Consider the following 26,054-nt stretch of genomic DNA (forward strand, 5'->3'; position numbering starts at 1 on the left):
TTAATAATTCTAATAACCTAAAAAACGTTTATAGAAACATATTGAATTAGTTGGAAAAATTATCATCTCTCAGCCGGCAAATTAGCCTCTGTTGGCCAATATGGATTCTGATAAAGTGTTGAGTTAGCAACATCCTTAGATATTCTGTTTGAATCTGGAGTTGTAGCCATGGTTCTTTTAAGTATTATTGGCAAGAACTTTAGATTAAATGTAGATATTAAAAAGTAAGTTTTTTATGCAAAAAAAAAGAGCTTCCTCAATTGAAGAAGCCCTCTTTATTGGCACTCAAATATATCAGTCGTCCGACTTCTTATCAAAGTCTATATCATTATCGTCATTTTCAGAATTATTATTTATATAATTCATTGGTGACAGTCCATAAAGCTCTTTGAATGCTCTTGAGAATATAGTTATATTGCTGAAACCGGTCATCAAAGCAACCTCAGAGACATTATATTGTTTACTCTCCAGTAACGAAACAGCCTGTTTCAGACGTGTGTTCCTTATAAGGTCTCTTGTGGTCTGATTGGTAAGTTCCTTTAGTTTACGGTGCAGATGTACTCGGCTTATTCCTACCTCGGATGCAATCATATTAACGCTTAGCTCAGGATTACTTATGTTCTTATTTATCACATTCATAATTCTGTCAAGAAGCTTGTTGTCTGTATTCTTAATCTCAAACTTAGGTTGTCTCTCCTCCTGTTCTTGACTTCCAGTGAAGCAGTTTTTCAATACTTCGCGGTTCTTCAGCAGGTTGTCTATGGTATTATGCAATACATCAATGTTGAATGGTTTGGTAATATAAGCATCAGCACCAGCATTAAGTCCTTCTATATTATCTTCATCTCTGCATTTTGCAGTGAGCAATATAACAGGAATATAGTTTATGTTTACATTAAGTTTAATCTTCTTGCATAGTGTAATACCATCCATGTCAGGCATCATCACATCCGAAATGACAAGATCAGGTCTCTTACTAAGAATTAGTGCCAGTGCTTCCTTACCATTACAGCTCTCAATTATATGGTAGTCCTTTGAGAACTCGTTACTGATATAGTTTCTAATATTCTCATCATCTTCAACAATCATTATTCTATAGTGACTCTTAGATCTGTTAAGCTCCTTTTCTGTAATATCCTCATCATCTATGTCTTCTGTATCGGCATCAAAGATTATCTGCTTAGACTCATTCTCTATCACCTCTGGATCATCATGCGCTATTTCGTCACTATTAAGGTGTTTGCATCCATAAGGAATCTCAACAATAAACTGGCATCCACCCTCTTCATTATTCTCAACTCTGATTGACCCGTGATGAAGATTAACAAGCATATTAGTAATATGTAATCCGATTCCAGTTCCCATGCTTGTTGAGTTTATTCTGCTTGATGATTGATAGAATCGTTCGAAGATTTTTTCCATATCCTCTTTCTTTATGCTTTCTCCATTATCCCAGACTATTATCCTGATAACTTCTTCATCATTGTCCTTGGTTATCTTCTCTAAAGAAATATCTATAGCTCCATTATATGGAGTGTATTTAAAGGCATTAGACAATAAGTTGAATATTATCTTATCGAAATTCTTTGGGTCAACCCATACGTTAAGCTTTTCATCTTTATGTAAGAATCTGAATTGAATCTCCTTGCTTACTGCTTTATACTGGAAGAACTTATATATATCATCAATAAACTCTATAATTTCTGTTTCGACAAAATGCATAGGCATCTGACCTTTGTCAATCTTTCTAAGGTCCATCAACTGATTAATAAGTTGAAGTATTCGTCTAGAGTTATTATATATAAGTTTATAAGATTTTTGTCTCTCAACATCTTTATCACTGCTTATCAACTTCTGTAGAGGTCCTATGATAAGCGACATAGGTGTTCTGATCTCGTGAGATATATTTATAAAGAACTGTAGTTTGGTCTCATCTATCTCCTTAGCATGTACGTGCTTAAGTATCTCCTGCTGTACCTTATAATAATGTTTTACCTCATATATTATGAACATTATTATTCCAATAAAAAATAGTGCATACAACACTTTTGCAAAATTAGATAGATACCATGCCGGATGGATGATTATCTTAATACTCTTTATCTCGGAATAGTTATCGTAGTTCTTTGCTCTATATCTTACATCATATTCTCCGGCAGGAATGCCACTGAATGATACTGAGTTTACTCCAGTTTGCAGGCTTACCCAATCTTCATTGTTGACAGAATATTGGTAGCAAATATGCTCATTACTATTAAAATCAAGACTGGAGAATTCTATAGTGAATGAGTTATCATCGTAGTCAAGATTTACCTCGTCTTCATCACTTATTGCCTTGTCAATAATGTCATATCTTCCCGATTTCATGCCTTTCCTTATTGGCTTGTTCTGAAGATATATATCCGATATAAAAGCTTTAACACTGTGTACTGATGTAGTTATATCTCTAGGATTAAAATAGCTAATTCCATTAATACCTCCGAAATAGAGATTTCCCTTATCGTCTTTAGTTGAGGCTGTTCTATTGAACTCATTGCCTTGAAGTCCATTGCTCGAATAGAAGTTTATGAAAGTGTTATTCTTTGTATTGAATTTGTTCAATCCATAATTTGTACTTAACCATAGATTACCATCATTGTCAACTTCAATTCTACTAACTACACTATTTGACAGTCCATCTTCTACATCATAATGGCCTATCAACTTTCTATCTTTACTTAACTTCATTAATCCGATAGAGGTTCCTAGCCACATAGTATTTTGTTTATCTTCGTAAATAGAAAATACAATGATATGAGGAAACTGTTTTTTTATGGAGTTCAACGGCTCATACTCTAATGTTCTCAAATTGAAACACTCAATTCCATCACAAGTGCCTATATATAATTTATTGTCATTGGATGTAAATACTACGTTAATCCATCTGTTTTCAAGTTGGCTTTTGCCGTTTTTACCAATATTGATATTCTTAACGATACCATCTTTTAAATTCAGATAAAAAAGTCCATCTCCTTTTGTTCCTATCCAAAGACGTCCATCGTGATCCTGAGAGAAACTAAATGCTTTCTGAATAAGATTACTGGTATTATCCTTATACTCATTAATCTGTTTGAATGAGTAGTTGGCTGAGCTCATCTTAAATATACCAGACATTAAAGTACCAATCCATATATCGTTATTGCTGTCCTTGAAAGTACTTATTACAGTCGTAGGTGATTGTCCTACTTTATCAAAGCTCTTTATATGTTTTACTTGTTTGTTGTTTGATATTACATATAACCCATCATTATCAGTGCCAACCCATAGTCTGCCATTTTTGTCATGATATATTGAAGATAGGCTGTTCGTTCCTATAATATTCATATTGTTGGAACGAGGGCCGATATACTTGAATTTATTAACTGTATTTGGTACCATCATAAGACCTCTTTGGAAGAAACCAATCCATAAGTTGCCTGCGTGGTCTTTTATCATAGTGTGAACCTTAGAATTATCAAGATAGAAAGATGGTACTTTAATATTACCCTCTTTAATTTTTTTGCTTTCTACATCTAGAATCTTTAGTCCATATCCATTAGTTCCAATATAGATACTCTTTTTATCATATGGGTAGAGTGTCATTACAGTTAGGTTGGGATTACTATATTCGATGGATTCAAAGCTATCCTTTTTTTTGTCATATATGAATATACCTCTTCCCTGAGTACCTATGTAGAGATTCTTCTTACTATCCTCGCACATTGAGGATATGGTGTATAATGTACTCTCGGCGTTAGTGAAGTATCTTTTTATTATTTTGAAGTTTCTAGTCTTCAATAGTTCTCCGTTCTCTGTTGATATCCATAAGTTTTTGTCATGGTCTTCATAGAAATCACCAATGGATTTATTCTTCAAGTCAATATTCTTTATGGCATGGGCCTCAAATTTCCCTTTCCCTTTCTCTTCAATACGATACATACCATCGAATCCGGATGTACCCACTAATATTGATCCATCAGATATTATAGCTATTTTTCTTACACTAGGTTCATGCTTCTGATTGTTCTTTCCGTAAATAGGGACTGGAAAGAATTTGTCGGTTGCGTGATCGAAAAGTTGTATACCTTTACTCGTACCAAAGAAAAGATTTCTCTTTGCATCTTCGCAGATACAGTGTACGCTGTTAGCCATTATGGAAAACTCATCTTTTGATGAATTTTTATAAATAGAGAATTTTGCTCCGTCATATCTATTTAATCCGTCTTCAGTAGCAATCCAGATATTTCCTAACTTATCCTGAAAATTGTTATGAATCAAACTGCTTGATAGTTCTCTGTCAACAGTATAGAACCTTATAGATTGTGAGTAAACCTGAATATTAAGTACACATAAAAAGATGTACAGTAGGTGCTTGTATTTTATCATAGTATGACCTTTGTTAACCACACAAAAGTACTTAAAAAGAGATATTTATCAAATAATAGTAGGATTATTACAATTTAAATTTACATTATGAAAAAAAAATAAAAAAAACTTGTTGCTGTATTAAACATTATTTTATAAAACGATGGGTTAATTATAAAAAATGTTATATTTGCCTAGGTATTTATTAAGTATTAGTTATGAGGTTGAAGTCTGTCGCAAAATTGGGTGTTATCGTATCCCTTAGTCTGTTCTGCATTGCTGCAGGGCTGTACATGCTGTGGGGCTTAAACAACAATAAAGAGACCCAAGAAATTAACTTATACTCACTAGTACCTGAAGATGCAATATGTGTTCTCGAAAGCGATAATATCAATTACTACTTTAATGAAATTTCACATCTCAGCTGTGCAGAGAAATTTGATTCTATTGAAACTTTAGATTTAGCAAAATATGTACTTGGGACTTTGAATGACTACTCTTCTCAAGTAGGGCATGGGCTGAATAGCTATATGGGACATATATTGATAAGTGTTCATGATACTGATACCATAGATAATCAGGTGCTGTATATATATTCCGATGAGAATGGCTCAAATGAGATGGATAATATGCTAAATGAGATCTTTGGTGCAGCTCAGAGTCCTAATATGGAGAAATATAAAGGTAAGAAGATATATCAATATAAGATTAATGCCACAAGGGCTCTGTCAATGTATAAAGATGATGGCTTTAGAATTGTTAGTTTCAATATCAATCTGATAAAGGATGTAATAAAAGGGCAGAAGGAGAGTAAGTCACTTTGGAACAATGAACAGTTTAAAAAGACAAGGGAGAAGAACATTACTCATAACTTCCTTACTCTCTATTGCAAAGAGTCATTGATGAGCTATTTAGATAGCCACAAGGAGGTATGGAGTGCATATAACTTTAAGATAAATAGTGATGTGATATATCTTACCGGCAATACTTCATTCACTGAAGCAGGCTTAGAGTCTAACGATATAGAAAGTAAATTAGTTAATGTGCCTGAAGTAGATCAAGATAGCATAATATTGACATCAAATATTAAATCTATGCGAGATAATATAGATGAGATATATGCTAAGAGGAGTAGAGGTGAAAATACTCTATTTGATGAGTGTGTGGCTAATGTCTCTCAAGATGCCTCTTTCATGATGGTTGTTGATGGAGAAAAACTTAAAACAATAAAGAATGAGTGTAAGCCATATATAATACCTTTCATCCTGAATAATAAAGAAGATTTTTCGGACTTTATTTTATCTGCTCAATTATCTCTTTCACAAGACAATCTTATGCATGTCATAATCCTTACATACAAAGGATGATATTTTAAACGCTGTTATTTGGTGAATAAGATTTTCATTATTATATTCCTAATGACATCCCTTGACGACATAAAGTGTACAGAAGTAGCCTATTATTGGTTGATTAGAATTATTTAGGTTAAAAAAGGAGAAGGTAATCACCTTCTCCTTTTTATATATATGTAATATAATTAATTAGCAGCTTCAAATTCCTTTAGGAATCTTGTGTCATTTTCTGAGAATAGACGAAGGTCGTTAACACGATACTTCAAGTTTGTTATTCTCTCGATACCCATACCAAGTGCATAACCAGAATATACTTTACTATCTATTCCGTTTAGCTCAAGAACATTAGGGTCAACCATACCACAACCTAGAATTTCTACCCATCCTGTACCTTTACAGAAAGGACAACCTTTACCACCACAGATGTTGCAGCTGATATCCATCTCTGCACTAGGCTCTGTAAATGGGAAATATGAAGGACGAAGTCTTATTTTTGTATCAGGGCCGAACATCTCTTTAGCAAAAAGAAGAAGAACTTGTTTAAGGTCTGTGAATGATACATTCTTATCAACGTAAAGAGCTTCTACCTGATGGAAGAAAGCATGAGCACGATAGCTTATAGCCTCATTTCTATAAACACGTCCCGGACAGATAACACGGATAGGTGGTTGGCTAACCTCCATAACGCGGCTCTGTACAGATGATGTATGTGTACGTAATATAATATCAGGATGTGCTTCTATGAAGAATGTATCTTGCATATCACGTGCAGGATGGTCTTCAGCGAAGTTCATAGATGAGAATACATGCCAGTCATCTTCAACCTCTGGTCCGTCTGCGATAGAAAAACCTAAACGATGAAAGATATCTATAATTTCATTTTTTACAATACTCAATGGATGTCTTGTACCTAGCGGAATAGGATATGGAGTACGAGAAAGATCAATCTCGCTAGTTCCGTTGTCTTGAGTTTCAAAAGATTCTTTTAGTGTGGAAATTTTATCTTGTGCTATACTCTTAAGCTCATTTAATTTCATTCCCACTTCCTTCTTCTGATCAGCAGCAACATTACGGAAGTCTGCCATCAGCTCGTTTATTGCTCCTTTTTTGCTTAAGTACTTAATACGTAGCGCTTCAAGTTCCTCTAAATTTGAGGCAGAAATATTGTTAATATCTTGAAGCAACTTTTCTATTTTAGCTAACATACTTTCTTCTTAATTTTTATTGCATGCAAATTTAAGTAATTAAACTGAATTTTTTGTTCAAAAGTAAAAAAACTCTATTTTTGCAACAACTTTTTCCATATAATAAATGAGAAAACTAGTTTATGTAGTTTTTATGCTCCTCTTAGTAAGTGGATGCACCGGTAACAAACAGAAGATGGGTTCTTCTGACGAGTTATCAAAGCAGACAGATTCATTAGACTCTGCTAAGGATTCTATCGTAGATTCAACTGAAATTGCTGAAGGTGATATTATTCCACCATCAGCAGATGAGAGTTTTGCCGACTTCTTTTATAATTTCGCAATTGACAAGAAGTTACAGAAATCTCGTATCGTTTTTCCTCTTGCTTATTACAAGGAGAATAAAAAAGAGAGTATTCAGGAAAAGCAGTGGAAACATGACCCTATGATGAGTAGATTAGCGTCTTATACTGTATTCTATGATGAAGCATCTCAGATGGAGATGGAGAAGGACACATCAATAAACTCTGTGAAAATTGAATGGCGTTTCTTGAAAAATAATAAGATAAAGACATATTATTTTCAAAGAGTAAAAGGGGTATGGAAATTGGAAGCTATAGACTTGAGAAATATGGCTAAGACAGATGATGATAAAGAAGATTTCTATGACTTCTACAAGAAATTTGCTGCTGACTCTCTTTTCCAGGAAGAAAGACTTGCTTCTCCTCTTAAATTTGTAACTGTAGATCCTGATGATGAGTTCCAGATTCTAGAGACTACTTTGGAGCAAGGACAGTGGTTTGCTTTTAAACCGCAATTGCCAACAAATTATCTTACTAATGTCATTTATGGACAATCACTGTCGAATAAGTCCAATAGCCGTGTTATGGAGTTGAAAGGATTTGGAAACGGATTCAATAATACCCTATATTTTGAAAGAAGAAATGGTAAGTGGAAATTGACACAGTTTGAAGACTTAAGTGATTAACAATGATAGTATACGATAACTACTCTTTATTATCTAGAAATACATTTGGAATAGATGTAAAAGCGGACAAGTTCGTGGAATATGAATCTGTAGATGAACTTACGTCTATACTTCAGGAAATAAAAAAAGATAACAATCCATTCTTACATATTGGGGAGGGTAGTAATTTACTCTTTTCTCAGGACTTCCATGGAACTATACTTCATTCACTCATAAAGGATATCACAATAACAGAAGAATCTGATTGTAGTGTCGATTTAAAGGTGGGAGCTGGTGCTAACTGGGATGATTTTGTTCAATATTCCGTATCAAAAGGACTGTATGGTGCTGAAAACCTCTCGTATATTCCAGGAGAAGTTGGTGCTTCGGCTGTGCAGAATATTGGTGCATATGGCAGAGAGGCAAAAGACATCATTTTAAATGTTGAGGCTATAGATGTGTTGAGTGGTGAGAAGCGTATCTTCTCTAATCAGGAGTGCAACTATTCATACAGACACAGCATCTTTAAGAAGGAATTAAAAAACAGATATATTATAACCTATGTAACATATAGGTTGAGTAAGATAGCTGCTTTCGATCTTGATTATGGAAACGTCCGTAGGGAGTTGGACATTGCAGGATGTGATGTTACTCTTGAGAATGTAAGGAATACAATCATTAAGATAAGAAGGGAGAAATTGCCGGATCCAAAGGAACTTGGAAATGCCGGAAGTTTCTTTATGAACCCTGTAGTCGGTAATAATAAGTTCAACGAGCTTATTGAAAAATACCCTTCAATGCCATATTATAAAATGGGAGAAGATGGTATGAAGATTCCAGCTGCATGGCTTATTGACCAGTGTGGGTTCAAGGGATATAAGACAGGTAATGTTGGTGTACATCATATCCAGCCACTTGTTTTAGTGAACTTGGGAGGAGCAGATAGCAGAGAGGTTATGGCTTTGGCTGAGAAAATTGTAGAATCTGTATTCGATAAGTTCGGTATTAAGATAGTACCTGAAGTGAATTATATATAGGAAATGGTAATCAATATTTTAGGAAGCGGAACTTCTACGGGAGTTCCAGAAGTAGGATGTCGTTGTGAGGTATGTACAAGTAGTGATAAGCGTGATGACAGATTGCGCTGTTCGGGACTTGTAGATGTTGATGGTGTTAGAATTCTTCTTGATTGTGGTCCAGATTTCCGCCAGCAGATGATACGTATTGATGATTTCAAGGCTATTGATGGTGTTCTTGTCTCTCATGAACATTATGATCATGTTGGAGGCCTTGATGATTTACGACCATATTGCCGCTTCCGTGATGTACCTGTCTATACTGAGGAGAGTACAGCAAACAGAATACAGAAGAGAATACCATACTGCTTTGCTGAGAACTTATATCCTGGGGTACCAAAGCTGAAACTTATAAAGATTGAAACTGACAGAACCTTTGTTGTATCAAACAATGAAGGTCAAAGTGTTGAAGTTCTCCCTATAAGAGTGATACATGGCAAACTGCCTATATTGGGATATAGAATAGGAAATATGGCTTGGATAACAGATATGTTGACCATGCCTGAAGAGGAAATTGAAAAACTGAAAGGACTTGATTGCCTAATTATGAATGCTCTTAGGATTATGCCACACAACACTCATCAGAACCTTGAACAAGCTATTGAGAGCGCAAAAAGGATAGGAGCAAAACAGACTTACTTTGTACATATGAGCCATCAGATGGGACTTCACTCAGTAATTGATGCTGCTCTACCAGAGGGTATTAACCTTGCTTACGATGGTTTGGTGATTAATATTTAGAAGATATCTACTTCCTTTCCCACTATTTTATCTTAGGCTTAAGTGAAAACTTGCATAGCCCGTTAAGACCGCACTCGCTGCACTTAGGTGAACGTGCTATACAGACATATCTTCCATGTAATATGAGCCAGTGATGTGCTTTCGAGAGAATCTCCTCAGGCATATACTTCATTAGATATTTTTCAGTGGCAAGAGGTGTTGTGCATGAATCAGGTACTAGGCCTATTCGATGACTTACTCTGAATACGTGAGTGTCGACAGCCATGGCTGCTTTATTGAAAGCAACACTCTGCATCACATTGGCAGTTTTTCTACCTACTCCAGGTAGCTTTACAAGTTGTTCAAGTGTATCAGGGACTTCACCGTTAAAATCTTTAATAAGCATCTTTGCCATGCCTACAAGGTGCTTTGCCTTATTGTTAGGATAACTAACAGTCTTTATATATTCAAAAATAATCTCGGGTGTTGCATTTGCCATAGCCTCAGCAGTAGGGTAGTGGGCAAGCAGGATAGGTGTGATCATGTTCACTCTCTTGTCGGTGCATTGCGCACTGAGTATTACAGCTACAAGTAGTTCGAAAGGAGTGTTGTATTGCAGTTCTGTTTCTGCAATGGGCATTGTGGTTTCAAAATAATCTATTACTTTGGAATATATCTCTTTCTTTCTCATCTTCTATTTTGTGATATTAGTACAAATATATAGAGAAATAATCTTTTGGATAATATTATATAAACATTATTATAATTCCTGCGTAATTATCAATGTGATGTTTTATTACTTATTTATATACAATTAAGCTCCATCTGAATCACTCTATAGATGCAATTAGTGAACAGATGGAGCTATAATTTTTTTATCGGATACGATATAAGTAATTATAGATTATTATAATTTCAATCGAATAGATATTATACTTTGAGCGGAGATTGGAACATAGAATTTACTTTCACTCCCTTCTGTTGTAACACTCTTCATGTCTCTCTTTTCGGTTGTCTCCTCTGCTGTTACTGACTTCACACCTGGATAATCTATAGAAAGCATATTTGATTCATTGCCAAAGTTTAATGCTACTATTGTTATTTTGTCACCACTCTTATTGATATAAGCAGTAGCTTTGATATTTGTATCTGAAGTCTGAGCATCAATACGTGTTGTGTTAGCTGCATATTTGGCATAATGAGAAAGAACATAACCATTCTTTGTTATTAAACCTTCAGATACAGGAGAACGGCTGTCATTATCGCCCATCAAACCATAGAAACGCTTAAGATACCAATATACATAGGCACTGCAGTTTCCCTCCATTGTCATATGAATTTCTTTTGCCAGATGGGTTAATACATAATTCCATTTTTGGAATAGCCATTTTGAAGAATCACTCTCTTTTTCGCCGTCATTGAATAGATGTTCTGTCATCCACCATGTCTTTCCTGACAGACGGCTATAAAGAGAGCAAATATAGTCATGGCGGTTCTTAACATAGCTGTAATCTAAATCTATAAATCCTTGGTATATATGTCCCGCTATTATATCTGTCTGAGCCATCGCCTCAGCATCATTTATTATAGGATCTGTATATTGAGGTTGTGTGCCGCATGCTTCCGGTGACATCAAAAGGACTCCGGTATTACGTATTCTTTGACCTTCTGCTTTGACAAAATCAACCACTTCATTAGGATACCAGAATGTAAAATCCATATCAGGCTCGTTTTGTACAGATATGGCATGTAAGTTCACTCCTTGTCCTTTCATGTAGTTAATATAGCGTATCAGGTGGTCGGCATAAGCTGTATAGTTCTCTTTCTTTAGATGTTTTACATCACGACCATTTACACTTATCGTCTCAGCCAGTGCTGTAGTACAATCCCATGGACAGGCAAAAACAATTCCTCCCATTTGCTGAACCGCTTTTGCTGCTTCAACATCAGCACTCCAATCAGCTTCGTTTGGATAAATCATCAGTCTTAGAATATTATATCCTAGTCCATCTTTGCCATACATACTCTGAAGTTGAGAAAGATTTATAAGGTTGTTCCCACACCAAATTTTTGGGTTGTACATACCTCCAAATCCAACTACAGACTGATGTTTTTGAGAAGTGTTAATTGATAAGTTCACTATGCTCATAGCAGCTTCCTGTCTAATTGTAATTTTTGTGGTAGTATTGTTTACTTCATCTGTCAGTATTATTGTTTGTGTACGCTCATTTAATCCGGTATTGGCATTACAAGCCACCTTTATAGTAACAGTTTGTGGCTTGCCATCCAACATACCACCTGTTGTTGGAGTTATGGTTTTTATAATATCACCATCACCTTTGGTGATACTCCATTTGCTATATGCCCAGTCAATAGCTAGTGAATATTCACTAGCACCTGCAGTCGCACTCATCTCAGTTTTCTCGAAATAGGCATAAGCTTTCTTTTTATTACCTGTGTTGTTGGCAATGTCATCTCCTCCTGAGCATGATGAAAGCATTACAATTAAACATATTAGGTAAAATGATAAAAGGTTTTTCTTCATAGTAATAAATTACAAAGTGTTATTAGAAATATTAGTAGTTAAATTTTTGAACAAAGGCTCATGAAAATATTATATAAAAAAGCTTTTAGTGTCATAAAATCTAAATTAATAGATGAATGCATTTTTATATTTATTGAGCAAATGTAAATAAAAATTTATAGAAATAATATTTGTCGCTGCAACTCTTTTATTAATAGTAGTTGAGCTATTTATGATTATTCAATAAATATACTTATATTTGCAGCCGAAATAATAGACATCTGATGCCGTGAATAGCGGTCGTGTATTCTAGATTAACCACGTAAAAAACAAGAAAATGAGTAAAAGTAACAACACTGTTTCTGTATCTTTCATGATACTTGGCATACTATTCTGTGTATGCTTAGTCGCTGCAAACCTCTTAGAGTCTAAAGTGGTCCAGATAGGGCAACTTACCGTAACAGCAGGTCTTGTGGTCTTCCCAATTTCTTATATTATTAATGACTGTATAGCCGAAGTATGGGGCTTTAAGAAGGCACGTCTTATCATATGGATGGGTTTCCTGATGAACTTCCTTGTAGTTTTACTTGGACAGATAGCAATAATTCTTCCTGCTGCTCCTTTCTGGAAAGGTGAGGAGGGTTTCAATTTTGTCTTTGGCATGGCCCCAAGAATAGCAGCTGCAAGTCTGTTGGCTTTCCTTGTTGGCTCATTCCTTAATGCTTTCGTTATGAGTAAGATGAAAAAAGCCAGCAATGGTAAACATTTCTCTATTCGTGCTATTGCCTCTACTCTTGTTGGTGAGAGTGCAGATTCTTTAATCTTCTTCCCGATAGCCTTTGGTGGCCTTATTCCTATGGATGAACTTTTAAAGATGATGCTTATCCAAGCTATTCTAAAGACTCTTTATGAGGTGATTATTCTTCCTGTAACCATAAAAGTGGTGAATTATATCAAGAAGGTTGATGGAAGTGATGTATTCGATGATAATATATCATACAATGTATTGAAAGTAAAGGAGATTTAATTTCATGAAAAATAGTGATGCGCTGGTCGTTTTCAGCGGAGGGCAGGATTCAACAACCTGTCTGTTCTGGGCCAAGAGAAGATTCAGAAAAGTATATGCTATAAGCTTTATCTATGGGCAGAAACATATCAGAGAGATTGAACTGGCAAAAACAATAGCCGATAAGGCCGGTGTAGATTTCCATGTCATCGATCTCTCTTTCATAGGAAACTTAGGAAAGAACTCTCTCACCGATACATCAATAAAGATGGATGAAGAGAAGCCTGATGACACGTTCCCAAATACTTTTGTACCGGGACGTAATCTATTCTTTCTTAGTGCAGCAGCAGTATATGCTCGTGAAAAGGGAGTTAAGCATATAGTAACAGGAGTCTCTCAGACAGATTTCAGTGGATATCCTGATTGCAGAGATAACTTTATAAAGTCGCTGAACGTAACACTCAATCTTGCTATGGACGATCAGTTCGTTATTCATACACCATTAATGTGGATTGATAAAGCTCAGACATGGGCACTCGCTGATAAATTGGGAGTTATTGACCTTGTTCACAAGGAGACGCTGACATGCTATAATGGGATAGAAGGTGACGGATGTGGACATTGCCCTGCATGCAGGTTGCGTAGAGAGGGACTGGAAAGATATCTTGATAATAGAGAAGAGTATTTAAAAGAATATTATACAGAGTAATAATTTATTTATGGAAAGAAGTGAAGAATTGACAATATTGGGTCGCAAGAGTGATTACAAGCAGGATTATGCACCCGAGGTATTGGAAGCTTTTGTTAATAAACATCAGGAAAATGATTATTGGGTAAGATTCAATTGCCCTGAGTTTACTAGTCTTTGCCCTATTACAGGACAGCCTGACTTTGCAGAGATCCGTATCAGTTACCTTCCTGATGTTAAGATGGTTGAGAGCAAGAGTCTCAAACTATATCTTTTCAGCTTCCGTAACCATGGAGACTTTCATGAAGATTGTATAAACATAATTATGAAAGATCTTATAAAACTTATGGATCCAAAATATATTGAGGTGACAGGAATATTCACCCCTCGTGGAGGTATATCAATCTATCCATATAGTAATTATGGCCGTCCAGGTACAAAGTATGAAGAACTGGCCATATATAGATTAAAAAATCACGATCTTTAAGAGAGCTCAAGGCCGAATGCCTCTTTCATCTTAAGAAGGCTAGGGTTCTTTTGGCTCATAAGTTGGAAACGTTCTTTGTGGGAGTATGCACGGATAATCTCTTTATTCTCGCTTACTCTCACTTTCATTGTTATATAGCGGTTATGAAGTTTCTCACAGAGATGTTTCTCTATCAAAGGACGTAGTTCATTCATATACTTCTCAACCATCTCATTGTCTACAACAACTTCGAACAGGGTATCATCAAGAAGTTTAGGAGATATGTTCATCATTCTTGAGGCATTGGCTTTCTCTTCATCAGGAAGAGAGGTAGCAAAGTCTCTCCAATAGTAACTCAAATCTTTCTCGTTGAATATATAGTCTTTATAATCTTCTTCAACGACATTATCCTTCAAGGTCTCTTCGTTATCTTTCTCTGTGCTCTTAAGCAAACTCCTTTTTAAAGAGAAACGGATGTCGCTCTCCTTCATAACAGGAATATTGCTCTTTGCCTCTTTCTTAGGCAGTGGAGATTTTGGTATATTTAGAGACTTTTTGTCTCTATTTTCAGATACAGTGGAAGAGGAAGAGGTTGATTCTGATTTATCGTTATCTACCTCTCTCTCCTGAGCAGAGCCGTTGTTCTTAACAGCAGCTTGCTTAAATATTGGTTTTAATATATGCTTAGGGCGACGCCCATGACCTATGCCATCCTCATCAGGCAAGGTTGCCTGGGCACACTCTATCAGAGTAAGCTCAACAAGAAGGCGTTTATTTTTACTTGTCTTATAATTGATGTCGCAGTTATTGCATAGCTTCATCGTCTTATATAGGAACTTTGTATCACATCTTGAAGCTTGCTCTGTATATTTCCCTTTTACAGAGTCGCTCACCTCAAGCAGCTCGACAGTTGCTTTGTCCTTACTCACAAGCAGATCACGTAGGTGAGATGCTAAGCCGTTGATGAAATTATTACCATCAAATCCTTTATTGACGATCTCATTCATGAGAAGCATGGCAGCTGTAACGTCATTTTTTAGGAATATATCTACTAGTCGGAAGTAGTAATCGTAATCTAAAACATTGAGATTCTCGATGACACTCTTATAAGTAACATTTGCATTAGTAAAACTTACAATCTGATCGAATATTGAGAGTGCATCACGCATACCACCATCAGCCTTCTGAGCAATAACCATTAACGCTTCCAGTTCAACTACTATACTCTCTTTCGAAGCTACATACTTAAGATGCTCAACAGTCTCGTTTATTCCTATTCTGTTGAAATCATAGATCTGACAGCGGCTAAGTATGGTAGGAAGTATCTTATGTTTCTCGGTAGTGGCGAGAATAAAAATAGCATGATGAGGTGGCTCTTCCAATGTCTTTAGGAAAGCATTGAAAGCAGAGCTTGATAGCATATGAACCTCATCAATTATATATACTTTATATTTACCTATCTGAGGCGGTATTCGAACCTGTTCAATCAATGTCCTTATATCATCAACTGAGTTGTTTGATGCAGCATCAAGTTCATGTATGTTGTATGATCGCTGCTCGTTGAAAGCTTTGCAGGACTCGCATTCGTTACATGCCTCGCCATCTGCAAGAGGATTCAAACAATTTATTGTTTTTGCAAAAATACGTGCACAGGTAGTTTTTCCTACTCCTCTGGGACCACAAAAAAGATATGCATGCGCCAGCTTGTTGTTGGCTATAGCATTTTTCAGAGTAGTTGTCAAAGACTTTTGGCCAACTACTGAGTCGAATGTTGTGGGACGGTATTTACGCGCTGATACTATATAATTTTCCATAACTTGGAGAAAACAAATAATGAGTTATGCAAATGTAATACAAAATATCCTCTTTTCAGAGATAGCCGTGAATGAAATATTCTTATATTTGCAAATAAACATTGATATAAATGGGCGTTAACAGATTGCTTAAAGTTTGGAACTATATAAGGAAACATAAGTACATGTTTACTTTTGTTGTTTTTATCATTATTATCGGTTTTATTGATGAAAACAGTCTAGTTCGTCGTGTGCAACACCAACGTGAAATTATCAATCTTAATTCTCAGATAGAAACCTACCGCAAGCAGTATGAGGAGGATTCAAAAATGTTGAAGGAGATAACATCCAATCCTCAGACTATTGAGAAGGTAGCTCGTGAGAAATACTATATGAAGAAACCTAACGAGGATATCTATATAATTCAGAATAATGAATAAACTTTATGATATAATAGGCTATGCCGGAGCCACGATGATTCTTGCCGGTGCAGTATTAGAGATTCTCAAGCTCTCTTTTTCACCATACATATTCTCTATAGGAGCAGTCTTTTTTGCTTATGTACAGATTGTTCATAATACATACAATGGCTCAAACTATATAGTGAAACGTCTTCGTCGTCAGCAGATTCTTGGTGCTTTTCTACTTATTGTTGCCGGATTTATGATGATATTGCTGAAGAATAATGAGTGGATACTCTGTATGACTATTGCTGCGGTGTTTGAACTATACTCTGCTTTCCGAATTCCTTACGAGATAGAAAAGGAGAAGAAATAATCGGAATAAAGATGATGTTACTGAAACAGAGATAATAATCTCTTTTTATATTTGTAGCCAAAACAGATAAAAATGGAACAAGAACATCATCACCATCACCATAATCATGGAAATGCAGAGAAAAATATTTCCATAGCATTTTACCTGAATGCATTCTTTGTATTAGTTGAGATAGTAGGAGGATTATTGACCAATAGTATTGCTATCCTTACCGATGCTTTACATGACTTTGGCGATTGTCTCTCTCTTGCTACAGCATGGGCTCTTCAGAAAAAGTCGACTAAAGGCCGTGACAGTAACTACTCCTATGGATACAAACGTTTCTCTCTTCTTGGATCAGTTTTCCTCTCAGGAGTTTTGACTATAAGTTCCATATTTGTTCTTGTAGCTGCAGTAAGGCGTGTACTATCTCCAGAGGAGGTGAGCGCACAAGGTATGTTATGGATGGCTATAATTGGTATAATTATTAATGGTTCTGCAGCTTTTAGTGTTAAGAAAGGATCGTCTCTAAATGAGAGAGCTGTATATCTTCATATAATGGAGGATGTGCTTGGTTGGGTAGGAGTGTTGGTTGTCAGTGTTGTTATGATGTTTACTGACTTACCTATACTCGATCCTATTTTGTCAATAGTAATAAGTTTATGGGTATTGAGCAATATCTACAAAAACTTGAAGAGTGTATTCAAAATATTACTTCAGGCTGTCCCTTATGATGTTCCTATTGATGAACTTACTTCTAAAATAACAGATATATCTGGAGTGGAATCAATACACGACCTTCACATATGGAGTCTTGATGGAGAGAGCCATGTTATGACACTCCATGTTGTTACTGATGTTGCTGATCACTTCTCAATAAAGAATAATATTCTAGACATAGTTTCTCAATATCATATAGTTCATGTGACAATAGAGTTTGAACCAATAGATTCTATCTGCACTACAGACTGTGACTGCTTATAGATACAAGAAAGAGCCCCGAATATTCAATGGAATATTCGGGGCTCTTTCTATTGTTTAATATGTTTATTGCACGATTGTCATCTCATCAACGAGGTTTTTACAACCACCAAGTTTATCTAATATAAATAGTACATAACGTATATCAACAGCAATGCATCTTTGTAAATCATTGTCGAAGTTGATGTCACCACTCAATGATTCCCAGTTGCCATCGAATGCTATACCAATAAGCTCTCCTTTACCATTTATAACAGGTGACCCTGAATTTCCTCCTGTTATATCATTTGTAGTAAGGAAGCAAGTAGGCATCTCCCCACTCTTCATAGCATAGCGTCCGAAATCTTTATTGCTGTAAAGCTCTTTTAGCTTTGTCGGTACGACAAATTCAGGATTTGTTGGGTCTTCTTTTTCCATAACTCCTTTTAAAGTAGTGTAGTAGTTATAGTGAACACCATCCTTTGGATCGTAAGATTTAATGTTTCCATAAGTCATACGTATTGTGAAGTTAGCATCAGGTGCTTTTGGAGTAGGCTGATACATCTCACAAAGTCCACGAACATATGTCTTGTGAAGAAGTTCAAGTTTATCCGCATCTTTCGCAGTCAAAGCTATTGCTTTATTGTATATAGAAAACTTGCCACGTACGAAGCCTGTCATAGGGTCATTATCAATAGCTTTTATAGTAGGCTTGCTGATGAACTTGTTGAAGTTTTTGTCATTAGAGAATATTGAGTTGTCGTAAAGGTTGTCAATATAAGCATCGAAATTACCTTTCCATTTCTTCTCTACCTCTTGGAATAGAGGCAGCAAAAATTCCTTACTAGCATTTCTACCATAAATAGGAATTAATCTCTTCATAACTTTTCTGTCAACTTCATGATCATAGTCTTTGTTGTGTATATAATTATATACATCTTTCAGTTGAGCAATATATTTCTCAATCTTTGTTTTGTCTTTCTGCTGAACAGCAACTTTAAGGCTATCCATTACAACATATGGAGATCCAAACTCAATTGCGTTCTGGAAAACTTCAGAGAAATATGTAAGGTTGGTAATTAGATCAGTTTTTTCTTTTATGATATTATCAATTTGTGATACCACATCCATGTACTCCTTATTGTTATTCTCTTTGGCGAACTGAGCAAATCTAATCTCCTGTTCATTTTTTGTCTCAAGTACTTTGTTGTCAACAATAGCTTTGTTCATACCGATAGAGTTCTTCCAGTAGTTGCTGCTTCTAGCATATTTGCTTGCATACTGAATTCTTGTCTTGTCGCTTTTTGACATTACATCTTTCAGTACATTCAGGTATGCAGTACGTACATCTATTCTTGGCTTATTTGATGCATTCATACGCATTTCAACTTCTTGTTTTGTCAGATAGCGGCTTGTGCTTCCAGGAAATCCCATTATCATTGCGTAATCTCCATTTTCGAAACCTTTTAGAGAAATAGCAAAATGTTTCTTCACTTTAAGTGGAACATTATCTTTGCTATATTCTGCAGGTTCTCCGTTTTTATCAGCATAGATACGGAAAATTGAGAAGTCGCAAGTATGACGTGGCCACATCCAGTTGTCTGTCTCCCCACCGAATTTGCCTATAGAAGATGGAGGAGCTGCAACCATACGTACGTCAGTATAGTTCTTGAGATACATCATGTAGAATTTGTTGCCTGCATAGAATGGAAGAGCCATAGCAATAATTCCTGGTTTACCATTCAGATCGCTATTCTTTAACTGATCCTGAGCAAACTTATTAAGGAACTCTCTTCCCATAGCATCATATTCGTTAACCTTGCCCTCTTTTATCAAGGCATTGATAGAGTCGGTAATATCTACTATTCTCTCGACGAATTTGAAAGCTAGCCCCGGAGTAGGTAACTCTTCACTCCTGTTCTTAGCCCAAAAGCCATCTGTTAGGTAGTCGTGTTCAACAGAACTATGTTTTTGTATTGCCCCATAACCACAATGATGATTAGTCAGAATCAGTCCGTCAGTAGATACAATCTCACCGGTACATCCACCTCCGAATATACCAACTGCATCTTTCAGTGAAACGCTGTTAGGACTATATAGCTCTTTACCGTCTATCATCAGTCCCTGAGTCTTCATCTTATCCAAAAGATTTTGCTCCTGCATAAGTTGAAGAAGCCACATTCCTTCATCTGCATGTAACTGTCCGAAGAGATTACACGAGAGTAAGATTAGGAGTAGTTTTATTTTCTTCATATAGTTTTAAATATTTATGTAATATTAATGCGAAAGTATAAAAAATAGTTGATTATTGCTATTTCATGAAAATGTTAACCAATAATGCTATATTAAGTTTTAAATATTAATAAAAAATTTTTATTGATAGATTAAAGATTATATTTTTGCTACTACGAAATAGTAAGAGGTATTTTTAATGAAAATGAATAAACTTTTTTTCTCTGTTATCTCAATCTTAGCTTTTACATCATGTGCTAGCGAATATAAGATAGAAGGTAGTTCTTCTGTTTCAAGGCTGGATGGAAAAATGTTATTTGTAAAAGTTCCTATGGGTGAATCTATGGTAAACATAGACTCATCAGAGGTTATTCATGGAATGTTTAAGATGGAGGGTGTTGCAGATTCTTCTATCTTCGCCTCACTATATATGGATGATGAAAGCATAATGCCTTTTGTCATTGAAAAGGGCCATATCTCTATAAGCATTGACAACGCACGTATTCTTGTGAGTGGAACTCCACTTAATGATAAACTCTATTCATTTATTGCAAAGAAGAATTCGATAGATGATATGGCTTATGAACTTAGTAGGTTGGAGAGCCGTATGATTATGGATGGAAGTGATCCGGAGGATATTTCTCGTGAGTTGAGCATACGTCAGGAGAAGTTGGTTCATGATATGGATAAGCTTACTAAAGAATTTATTCAGAGTAACTATAATAATATCCTTGGTCCTGCTGTATTTATTATGATATGCAACAACTATCAGTATCCGGTTATTACTCCTTACGTGGAGGAGATACTTAAAGATGCTCCGGATAGTTTCAAGAATGTACCATATGTTAAGGAGTACATCTCTGCTGCAAATATGAATATGGAGAAACTCAGAAATGAACGGTAAAATTTATTGATCCGGATTATCCACTATGCCCTGATACTCTTCAGGTAAAGATTTATCAATAATTTCGTAAGATTCTTTCATTGTCTTTCTTACATTCTCCATGCCTTGTGATTCAGGAAATATAGGAGTATGTATAGTTAAGGTCATAGGATGCCAACTAATAAATCCTCCTGTTCGTGGAAGTACATTGAATGAGCCTGATATGGTAAGTGGTACAACAGGTAGTTGTATATCATCGGCAAGTTGGAAAGCCCCTTTCTTAAAATATCCCATATGCCCCGAGAATGTTCTTGCTCCTTCAGGGAATACCACAAGTGATGTTCCTCCTTGCAAAATCTCTCTTGCATGTTCTATCGTTTCTGCAATCTTTTTAGGACCCGATTTATCAACGAAAATGTGATTAGCTGCTGCACAAGCAGGACCGACAAATGGCATCTTGCGGAGTGATTTCTTCATCATCCATTTAAAGTTTCGTCCTAAGAATCCATAAATTAGGAATATATCAAAAGAACCTTGGTGGTTAGCTACAAATACATACGAAGTTGTCTTCGAGATATTCTCTCTACCTTTTACGCGAACCGGCAATAGCAAGAAGAAACAGATAAGTTGTGACCAGATCTTCCCTGGATAGTATCCCCAAAAATGTGCATTCCCTAATGTGGACCCTAATATTGTAGTAATAGATGTCAGTATTGTTATGGCAAGAAGTATAGGAAAAGCAATAAATATTTGATATAAAACATATATGATTTTCATAAGGCTAAGCTTAATTTTACACAAATATAATGCAACTTAAGTGTAGTCCAAAAAAGGGTATTGATTTTTTATCTCTTTAAATAGGTTTATCTTTTTCCCTTACCATCAGATAGTGTTATCACGGTAATCTCAGGCCTGGCTCCAATTCTGAGAGGAAACATAACATATCCTAGACCTATGTTTACAAATAGTTTTCTATCTCCTTGACTATATAAACCATCATATTCATCGTAAACAAACTTAGCCGGAGAGAATCCAAATATAGATGTCTGCATGTTGTGTGTATGTCCTGATAGCATGAGATTAACATCCGACTTTGGAAGAACTTCTCTTCTCCAATGAGTGGGGTCATGGCTAAGCAGAACCTTGAACATCTTACCAGTACCTTTCAAGGCTTTAGGCAAGTTACCATAGTCAGGAAATGGAGGTCTTCCACTGTTCTCTACTCCGATAAGTGCTATGCTGTCATTGCCTTTCCTTAGTTTTACATTCTCATTGTTTAACAATCTCCATCCCATTTGTGCCTCGTAACTCTTAAGTTCGTCCATATTCTCCTTTTTTGCCTTTTCGCTATTCCACTTTACATATGGAGAATAGTCATGGTTGCCAAGTACTGAATAAACTCCGTCTTTTGCCTTAAGTCCTGACAAAATTTTCATGAATGGGGTCACTTCATAAGCAAGGTTATTTACCAGATCCCCGGTAAAAACTATGAGGTCTGGGTTTTGTTTGTTTACAATTCTTACTACTTTACTTAGTGCTTTTCCCTTGTCGGTCCAACTTCCGGAGTGAAGGTCGGATATCTGTACTATCTTATAGCCATTAAATTCTGGTGGCAGTTTCCTAAATGTTGTTGTAACTTCTCTTACCTGGAAGTCTCTTTTACCATAAGTACCTCCATATATTATATACCCTAGAGCTATTATAGCTATTGCACCTCCTATATACTCTCCGTTTATCTTTAATCCTGTAATCTTATGAAAGAGCATCATAAATAGGATCATAAGTGTGAACAGAATCTGTGGAACTGTATAGCAGAGAAAGAAAATTATAAAGTTAGCAAGTACTCTTATTGATCTGGGAGAAGGCTCATATGAAATAAGTATATAAGCCATGACAATAATAATTAATAGGGTAGGAAGCCAGAATAGTAGCTTTACCACTCTATTACTCATCTTAGAAATATATTTTCTATAGATAAAGAATGTTGGAAGTACAAGTATTAAAAGAAAGAATATTAAAAGTCGGATAAGCATGATTCATCTAATTTATATACTATATAACATGTTATCATTGCAAATGTTCAGACTGAAAAACTAAATATTTGCTGCTAAATATTTTTTTGCCTGTTCAATTGATATGCCTCTTCTCTTTGCATAGTCAGCCAACTGAATTTCATCTATCTCTCCTATAGAGAAATATTGTGCTTTTGGGTGAGCAAACATAAGTCCGCTTACAGATGCATGGGGAATCATCATGCCGTTTTCAGTTAGTGTAATGCCTATTGATGATAAGTTTATCAGATCATTAATGACAAAGTTAATTGACTGGTCGGGTAGTGAAGGGTATCCCACAGCCGGACGAATACCCTGATATCTCTCCATGAACAGATCTTTTGGAGATAGGTTCTCATCCTTAGCATATCCCCAAAGCTCCTTTCTTACATATTCATGTACCTTTTCAGCTGTAGCTTCAGCAAGTCTGTCGCATATTGTCTGTGAGAGCATTCGCATATAGTCATCGTTATCAAAAAGATGTTCCATCTCTTTTTCCACTGTTGATGCAAATACTCCTATTTTGTCTTTTATATTGTGAGATAAAGGTCTTATATAATCACTCAGACAGATGAATACCTCTTTCCCTTTAGACTGTTGACGAAGTAGAGGAAATAGTGTATCTCCAATAATTATATCATCCCCCTGGCTGTTTGCATCAAATAGTTCACAGATAGCATGGGTATGGTACTTCTTATCTAAAGCTTTTAGTAGTTCCTTTGCATCTTTATATAGTTTGCTTGCCTGAATGGCCTTCTCTCTATCCTCTGGAGGAAAACTATCTAACCAACCTGTTTGGCAAGCCACACAGTCGTGTATGTCTGCAACTGTTGCAAACTTGGGAGCAAAGCTCCATGCATGGAAGAAGTATATCCAATTGATATACTCGCTCACTTGATGGATTTTGTAGTCTATTATCATCTTGCAAATGTTAGATGTTCTCCTAAGCTACCTTCTATAATTGTATTATTTGAATATACCAGATTACCATTTACAAATGTTTTCTCTACTTTAGAGCTAAGGGTCTCACCATTTAGAGGACTCCATCCACATTTGCTTAGAATATCCTTTTGCTTGATTTTATGGGCAGAGTTACTGTTTACTATAACAAGGTCTGCCTTATATCCCTTACGTATAAATCCTCTCTTCTCAATGTTATAAAGCTTTGCCGGATTATGACACATCTTTTTTACAATCTCTTCTATTGAAATTATTCCCTCTTTTTCAAGTTTCATCATTGCCAACAGCGAGAATTGTATCATTGGCATTCCCGATGTAGCTTTAAAAGCGCCACCTTCCTTCTCAGACAATAGGTGAGGAGCATGGTCGGTAGCAATGACATCAATTAAATCAGTTGCAATAGCTGCTCGCAAAGCATTTCTGTCATTTATGCTCTTTATAGCCGGGTTACACTTAACAAGTGATCCTAATCTCTTATAATCTTCATCCGAGTAGAGTAGGTGTGCAATACATACTTCAGCAGTAATCTGTTTATCTTCAAGAGCTCTGTTCTCAAGTAGTGATAGCTCTTTTTCTGTTGTGAGATGAAGGATATGTAGTTTCGCATCGGTCTCTCGGGCCAATTCTATAGCTAGTGATGATGATCTATAACATGCCTCTTCACTTCTTATAAGAGGATGATATTTTATGTCGACATCTTCACCGAAATATTTCTTATAGAATGCACTGTTCTTGGATATGATTGACTGCTCCTCACAATGTGCCGCAATAATCATATTGGCATTTTTGAAGATCTTATTCAAAGCATCTCTCCTGTCAACAAGCATGTTCCCCGTACTGGAGCCCATAAAGAGTTTTATACCACATATGTTTCTCTTATCAAGTGAAGGGAGTAAATTGCTGTTATTGTTTGTTGCTCCGAAATAGAATGAGTAGTTTGCAATACTATTCTCCTGTGCTACAAGGAATTTATTCTCGAGTGCCTCAATAGTTGTAGTCTGAGGGTTGGTATTAGGCATGTCCATATAGCTTGTAACGCCACCTGCTACTGCAGCACGACTTTCTGTAGATATATCAGCTTTATAGGTAAGCCCCGGATCACGGAAGTGTACATGATCATCAATTACACCGGGTATCAGAAAATTACCTTTCGCATCAACTATATTATCGAATATATTCTCATCAAATGCACCGTCCTGTAGTATATCGGCGATTTTATCATTTTCGATAACAACAGCACCTGGGAAACTCTTTCCTTCGTTTACGATTATTGCATTCTTGATTAATGTGGATGCCATTATCTTTTCTTTTGAGGATATTTTTTTAATAAACTGTCCAATTTAAGTTGTATAACTCCAAGAACTGCCTCTCCAAATATGGAGCTGTTCATTTTAGATACGCCAAGTTCGCGGTTAACAAATATAACAGGTACCTCAGCTATTTTAAAACCACATTTATAGGTGGTGAACTTCATCTCTATTTGGAACGCATATCCTTTGAATCTGATCTTATCCAGATCTATTGTTTCAAGAACCTCTCTGCGATAGCACTTAAATCCGGCTGTAGTGTCGTGAATCTTAAGACCTGTAATTATACGTACATATTTTGATGCAAAATAGGACATTAGCACTCGTCCCATTGGCCAGTTAACAACGTTTACTCCACTTACATATCTTGATCCGATAGAGAGGTCATATCCATCATTAGAACACTTTTCATATAGTCTTGGTAGGTCATTAGGGTTATGGCTGAAATCAGCGTCCATCTCGAATATGTAGTCATATTTTTGCTCTATAGACCATTTGAATCCGGTAATATATGCTGTACCAAGGCCAAGCTTGCCTTTTCTCTCTATCATAAAAAGTCTGTCTGGAAATTCAGTCTGTAATCTCTTTACGATATCTGCAGTCCCGTCTGGTGAATTGTCTTCAATGATTAATATATCGAAACTCTTTTCTAGATTGAAAACAGCTCTTATAATGCTTTCTATATTCTCTTTTTCGTTGTATGTTGGTATTATAACAATACTGTCAGACTGTGCCATACATGTTCT

22 protein-coding genes are annotated in these 26,054 nt (G+C 35.9%); 11 read left to right on the forward strand and 11 right to left on the reverse strand.

The features are described from left to right. Window positions 1–294 precede the first annotated feature (294 nt). On the reverse strand, window positions 295–4,404 hold the full coding sequence (locus JCM15092_RS07060; RefSeq protein WP_034541707.1) for a hybrid sensor histidine kinase/response regulator transcription factor: 4,110 nt from the start codon (window positions 4,402–4,404) through the stop codon (window positions 295–297). A gap of 197 nt (window positions 4,405–4,601) precedes the next feature. Between JCM15092_RS07060 and JCM15092_RS07065 the strand changes: the two genes are divergently transcribed. Beyond that, a complete protein-coding gene (locus tag JCM15092_RS07065; protein WP_024994048.1) occupies window positions 4,602–5,750 on the forward strand; it encodes a hypothetical protein in 1,149 nt (382 codons plus the stop codon). A gap of 170 nt (window positions 5,751–5,920) precedes the next feature. Here JCM15092_RS07065 and pheS read toward each other — a convergent pair whose 3' ends face one another. Then, window positions 5,921–6,940, reverse strand: coding sequence for a phenylalanine--tRNA ligase subunit alpha (pheS, locus tag JCM15092_RS07070; protein ID WP_024994049.1), 1,020 nt, complete (start codon window positions 6,938–6,940; stop codon window positions 5,921–5,923). 106 nt (window positions 6,941–7,046) lie between these two features. On the opposite strand from pheS, the gene JCM15092_RS07075 reads away from it, so the two are divergent. The 3 genes from JCM15092_RS07075 to JCM15092_RS07085 are packed head-to-tail and all read left to right on the forward strand — an operon-like array spanning window position 7,047 to window position 9,703. Then, on the forward strand, window positions 7,047–7,907 hold the full coding sequence (locus JCM15092_RS07075) for a DUF4348 domain-containing protein (protein WP_024994050.1): 861 nt from the start codon (window positions 7,047–7,049) through the stop codon (window positions 7,905–7,907). A 2-nt stretch (window positions 7,908–7,909) separates the two neighbouring features. Then, a complete protein-coding gene (gene murB, locus JCM15092_RS07080; protein ID WP_024994051.1) occupies window positions 7,910–8,923 on the forward strand; it encodes a UDP-N-acetylmuramate dehydrogenase in 1,014 nt (337 codons plus the stop codon). A 3-nt stretch (window positions 8,924–8,926) separates the two neighbouring features. Further along, entirely contained in the window at window positions 8,927–9,703 is a 777-nt protein-coding gene (locus JCM15092_RS07085) for an MBL fold metallo-hydrolase (protein ID WP_024994052.1), read from the forward strand. Window positions 9,704–9,725: 22 nt separating this feature from the next. Here JCM15092_RS07085 and nth read toward each other — a convergent pair whose 3' ends face one another. Both nth and JCM15092_RS07095 read right to left on the reverse strand, forming a co-directional pair. Next, on the reverse strand, window positions 9,726–10,373 hold the full coding sequence (gene nth, locus JCM15092_RS07090; RefSeq protein ID WP_024994053.1) for an endonuclease III: 648 nt from the start codon (window positions 10,371–10,373) through the stop codon (window positions 9,726–9,728). A gap of 216 nt (window positions 10,374–10,589) precedes the next feature. Further along, window positions 10,590–12,227, reverse strand: coding sequence for a glycoside hydrolase family 30 beta sandwich domain-containing protein (locus JCM15092_RS07095; RefSeq protein WP_024994054.1), 1,638 nt, complete (start codon window positions 12,225–12,227; stop codon window positions 10,590–10,592). A 316-nt stretch (window positions 12,228–12,543) separates the two neighbouring features. Here JCM15092_RS07095 and JCM15092_RS07100 point away from each other — a divergent pair, with 316 nt between their 5' ends. The 3 genes from JCM15092_RS07100 to queF are packed head-to-tail and all read left to right on the forward strand — an operon-like array spanning window position 12,544 to window position 14,387. Beyond that, window positions 12,544–13,233, forward strand: a complete 690-nt coding sequence (locus JCM15092_RS07100) for a queuosine precursor transporter (RefSeq protein ID WP_024994055.1) — start codon at window positions 12,544–12,546, stop codon at window positions 13,231–13,233. 4 nt (window positions 13,234–13,237) lie between these two features. Further along, window positions 13,238–13,921, forward strand: coding sequence for a 7-cyano-7-deazaguanine synthase QueC (gene queC / locus JCM15092_RS07105; RefSeq protein ID WP_024994056.1), 684 nt, complete (start codon window positions 13,238–13,240; stop codon window positions 13,919–13,921). A 10-nt stretch (window positions 13,922–13,931) separates the two neighbouring features. Then, entirely contained in the window at window positions 13,932–14,387 is a 456-nt protein-coding gene (queF, locus tag JCM15092_RS07110; RefSeq protein ID WP_024994057.1) for a preQ(1) synthase, read from the forward strand. On the opposite strand, the gene JCM15092_RS07115 is transcribed toward queF, so the two are convergent. Then, window positions 14,384–16,180: a DNA polymerase III subunit gamma/tau gene (locus JCM15092_RS07115; protein ID WP_024994058.1), complete on the reverse strand. Its 1,797-nt coding sequence runs from the start codon at window positions 16,178–16,180 to the stop codon at window positions 14,384–14,386. The two genes, queF and JCM15092_RS07115, sit on opposite strands and share 4 nt — an antisense overlap. Window positions 16,181–16,290: 110 nt before the next feature. On the opposite strand from JCM15092_RS07115, the gene JCM15092_RS07120 reads away from it, so the two are divergent. From JCM15092_RS07120 to JCM15092_RS07130, 3 genes are all read left to right on the forward strand, one after another. Beyond that, window positions 16,291–16,599 carry an FtsB family cell division protein gene (locus tag JCM15092_RS07120; protein ID WP_024994059.1) on the forward strand — a complete coding sequence of 103 codons (309 nt, stop codon included), beginning with the start codon at window positions 16,291–16,293 and terminating at the stop codon, window positions 16,597–16,599. Continuing rightward, complete coding sequence (locus tag JCM15092_RS07125; protein WP_024994060.1) at window positions 16,592–16,936, forward strand: hypothetical protein; 345 nt, start codon at window positions 16,592–16,594, stop codon at window positions 16,934–16,936. Before JCM15092_RS07120 ends, JCM15092_RS07125 begins: the two co-directional genes overlap by 8 nt. A 72-nt stretch (window positions 16,937–17,008) precedes the next feature. Further along, window positions 17,009–17,899, forward strand: coding sequence for a cation diffusion facilitator family transporter (locus tag JCM15092_RS07130; RefSeq protein ID WP_034541709.1), 891 nt, complete (start codon window positions 17,009–17,011; stop codon window positions 17,897–17,899). A 63-nt stretch (window positions 17,900–17,962) separates the two neighbouring features. On the opposite strand, the gene JCM15092_RS07135 is transcribed toward JCM15092_RS07130, so the two are convergent. Next, window positions 17,963–20,128 carry a S46 family peptidase gene (locus tag JCM15092_RS07135; protein ID WP_024994062.1) on the reverse strand — a complete coding sequence of 722 codons (2,166 nt, stop codon included), beginning with the start codon at window positions 20,126–20,128 and terminating at the stop codon, window positions 17,963–17,965. A gap of 184 nt (window positions 20,129–20,312) precedes the next feature. Between JCM15092_RS07135 and JCM15092_RS07140 the strand changes: the two genes are divergently transcribed. Beyond that, window positions 20,313–21,011 (forward strand): DUF4369 domain-containing protein, encoded by a 699-nt coding sequence (locus JCM15092_RS07140; RefSeq protein WP_024994063.1) that lies wholly within the window; start codon window positions 20,313–20,315, stop codon window positions 21,009–21,011. Window positions 21,012–21,014: 3 nt separating this feature from the next. On the opposite strand, the gene JCM15092_RS07145 is transcribed toward JCM15092_RS07140, so the two are convergent. From JCM15092_RS07145 to JCM15092_RS07165, 5 genes are all read right to left on the reverse strand, one after another. Beyond that, entirely contained in the window at window positions 21,015–21,767 is a 753-nt protein-coding gene (locus JCM15092_RS07145; RefSeq protein WP_024994064.1) for a lysophospholipid acyltransferase family protein, read from the reverse strand. Between the two features lie 86 nt (window positions 21,768–21,853). After that, window positions 21,854–23,026: a metallophosphoesterase gene (locus tag JCM15092_RS07150; protein ID WP_024994065.1), complete on the reverse strand. Its 1,173-nt coding sequence runs from the start codon at window positions 23,024–23,026 to the stop codon at window positions 21,854–21,856. 57 nt (window positions 23,027–23,083) lie between these two features. Then, window positions 23,084–23,962, reverse strand: a complete 879-nt coding sequence (locus tag JCM15092_RS07155) for a vitamin B12 dependent-methionine synthase activation domain-containing protein (RefSeq protein WP_024994066.1) — start codon at window positions 23,960–23,962, stop codon at window positions 23,084–23,086. Further along, window positions 23,959–25,299, reverse strand: coding sequence for a dihydroorotase (locus JCM15092_RS07160; RefSeq protein ID WP_024994067.1), 1,341 nt, complete (start codon window positions 25,297–25,299; stop codon window positions 23,959–23,961). Before JCM15092_RS07160 ends, JCM15092_RS07155 begins: the two co-directional genes overlap by 4 nt. Continuing rightward, window positions 25,299–26,045: a polyprenol monophosphomannose synthase gene (locus JCM15092_RS07165; RefSeq protein WP_024994068.1), complete on the reverse strand. Its 747-nt coding sequence runs from the start codon at window positions 26,043–26,045 to the stop codon at window positions 25,299–25,301. The genes JCM15092_RS07160 and JCM15092_RS07165 overlap by 1 nt, the downstream gene beginning before the upstream one ends. Window positions 26,046–26,054: the final 9 nt, after the last annotated feature.

Origin of the sequence: Phocaeicola paurosaccharolyticus JCM 15092 (genome assembly GCF_000613805.1) — a bacterium.
In the GTDB taxonomy this organism is placed as follows: domain Bacteria; phylum Bacteroidota; class Bacteroidia; order Bacteroidales; family Bacteroidaceae; genus Phocaeicola; species Phocaeicola paurosaccharolyticus.

Bases quoted from the DNA above. Each gene is read 5' to 3' on its own strand.
- JCM15092_RS07155 (WP_024994066.1), bottom strand. From the start codon at position 23,962: ATGATAATAGACTACAAAATCCATCAAGTGAGCGAGTATATCAATTGG.
- JCM15092_RS07140 (WP_024994063.1), top strand. From the start codon at position 20,313: ATGAATAAACTTTTTTTCTCTGTTATCTCAATCTTAGCTTTTACATCA.
- JCM15092_RS07160 (WP_024994067.1), bottom strand. From the start codon at position 25,299: ATGGCATCCACATTAATCAAGAATGCAATAATCGTAAACGAAGGAAAG.
- JCM15092_RS07130 (WP_034541709.1), top strand. From the start codon at position 17,009: ATGGAACAAGAACATCATCACCATCACCATAATCATGGAAATGCAGAG.
- JCM15092_RS07115 (WP_024994058.1), bottom strand. From the start codon at position 16,180: ATGGAAAATTATATAGTATCAGCGCGTAAATACCGTCCCACAACATTC.
- queC (WP_024994056.1), top strand. From the start codon at position 13,238: ATGAAAAATAGTGATGCGCTGGTCGTTTTCAGCGGAGGGCAGGATTCA.
- JCM15092_RS07165 (WP_024994068.1), bottom strand. From the start codon at position 26,045: ATGGCACAGTCTGACAGTATTGTTATAATACCAACATACAACGAAAAA.
- nth (WP_024994053.1), bottom strand. From the start codon at position 10,373: ATGAGAAAGAAAGAGATATATTCCAAAGTAATAGATTATTTTGAAACC.
- JCM15092_RS07060 (WP_034541707.1), bottom strand. From the start codon at position 4,404: ATGATAAAATACAAGCACCTACTGTACATCTTTTTATGTGTACTTAAT.
- JCM15092_RS07095 (WP_024994054.1), bottom strand. From the start codon at position 12,227: ATGAAGAAAAACCTTTTATCATTTTACCTAATATGTTTAATTGTAATG.
- murB (WP_024994051.1), top strand. From the start codon at position 7,910: ATGATAGTATACGATAACTACTCTTTATTATCTAGAAATACATTTGGA.
- JCM15092_RS07065 (WP_024994048.1), top strand. From the start codon at position 4,602: ATGAGGTTGAAGTCTGTCGCAAAATTGGGTGTTATCGTATCCCTTAGT.
- JCM15092_RS07135 (WP_024994062.1), bottom strand. From the start codon at position 20,128: ATGAAGAAAATAAAACTACTCCTAATCTTACTCTCGTGTAATCTCTTC.
- queF (WP_024994057.1), top strand. From the start codon at position 13,932: ATGGAAAGAAGTGAAGAATTGACAATATTGGGTCGCAAGAGTGATTAC.
- JCM15092_RS07145 (WP_024994064.1), bottom strand. From the start codon at position 21,767: ATGAAAATCATATATGTTTTATATCAAATATTTATTGCTTTTCCTATA.
- pheS (WP_024994049.1), bottom strand. From the start codon at position 6,940: ATGTTAGCTAAAATAGAAAAGTTGCTTCAAGATATTAACAATATTTCT.
- JCM15092_RS07085 (WP_024994052.1), top strand. From the start codon at position 8,927: ATGGTAATCAATATTTTAGGAAGCGGAACTTCTACGGGAGTTCCAGAA.
- JCM15092_RS07075 (WP_024994050.1), top strand. From the start codon at position 7,047: ATGAGAAAACTAGTTTATGTAGTTTTTATGCTCCTCTTAGTAAGTGGA.
- JCM15092_RS07125 (WP_024994060.1), top strand. From the start codon at position 16,592: ATGAATAAACTTTATGATATAATAGGCTATGCCGGAGCCACGATGATT.
- JCM15092_RS07120 (WP_024994059.1), top strand. From the start codon at position 16,291: ATGGGCGTTAACAGATTGCTTAAAGTTTGGAACTATATAAGGAAACAT.
- JCM15092_RS07100 (WP_024994055.1), top strand. From the start codon at position 12,544: ATGAGTAAAAGTAACAACACTGTTTCTGTATCTTTCATGATACTTGGC.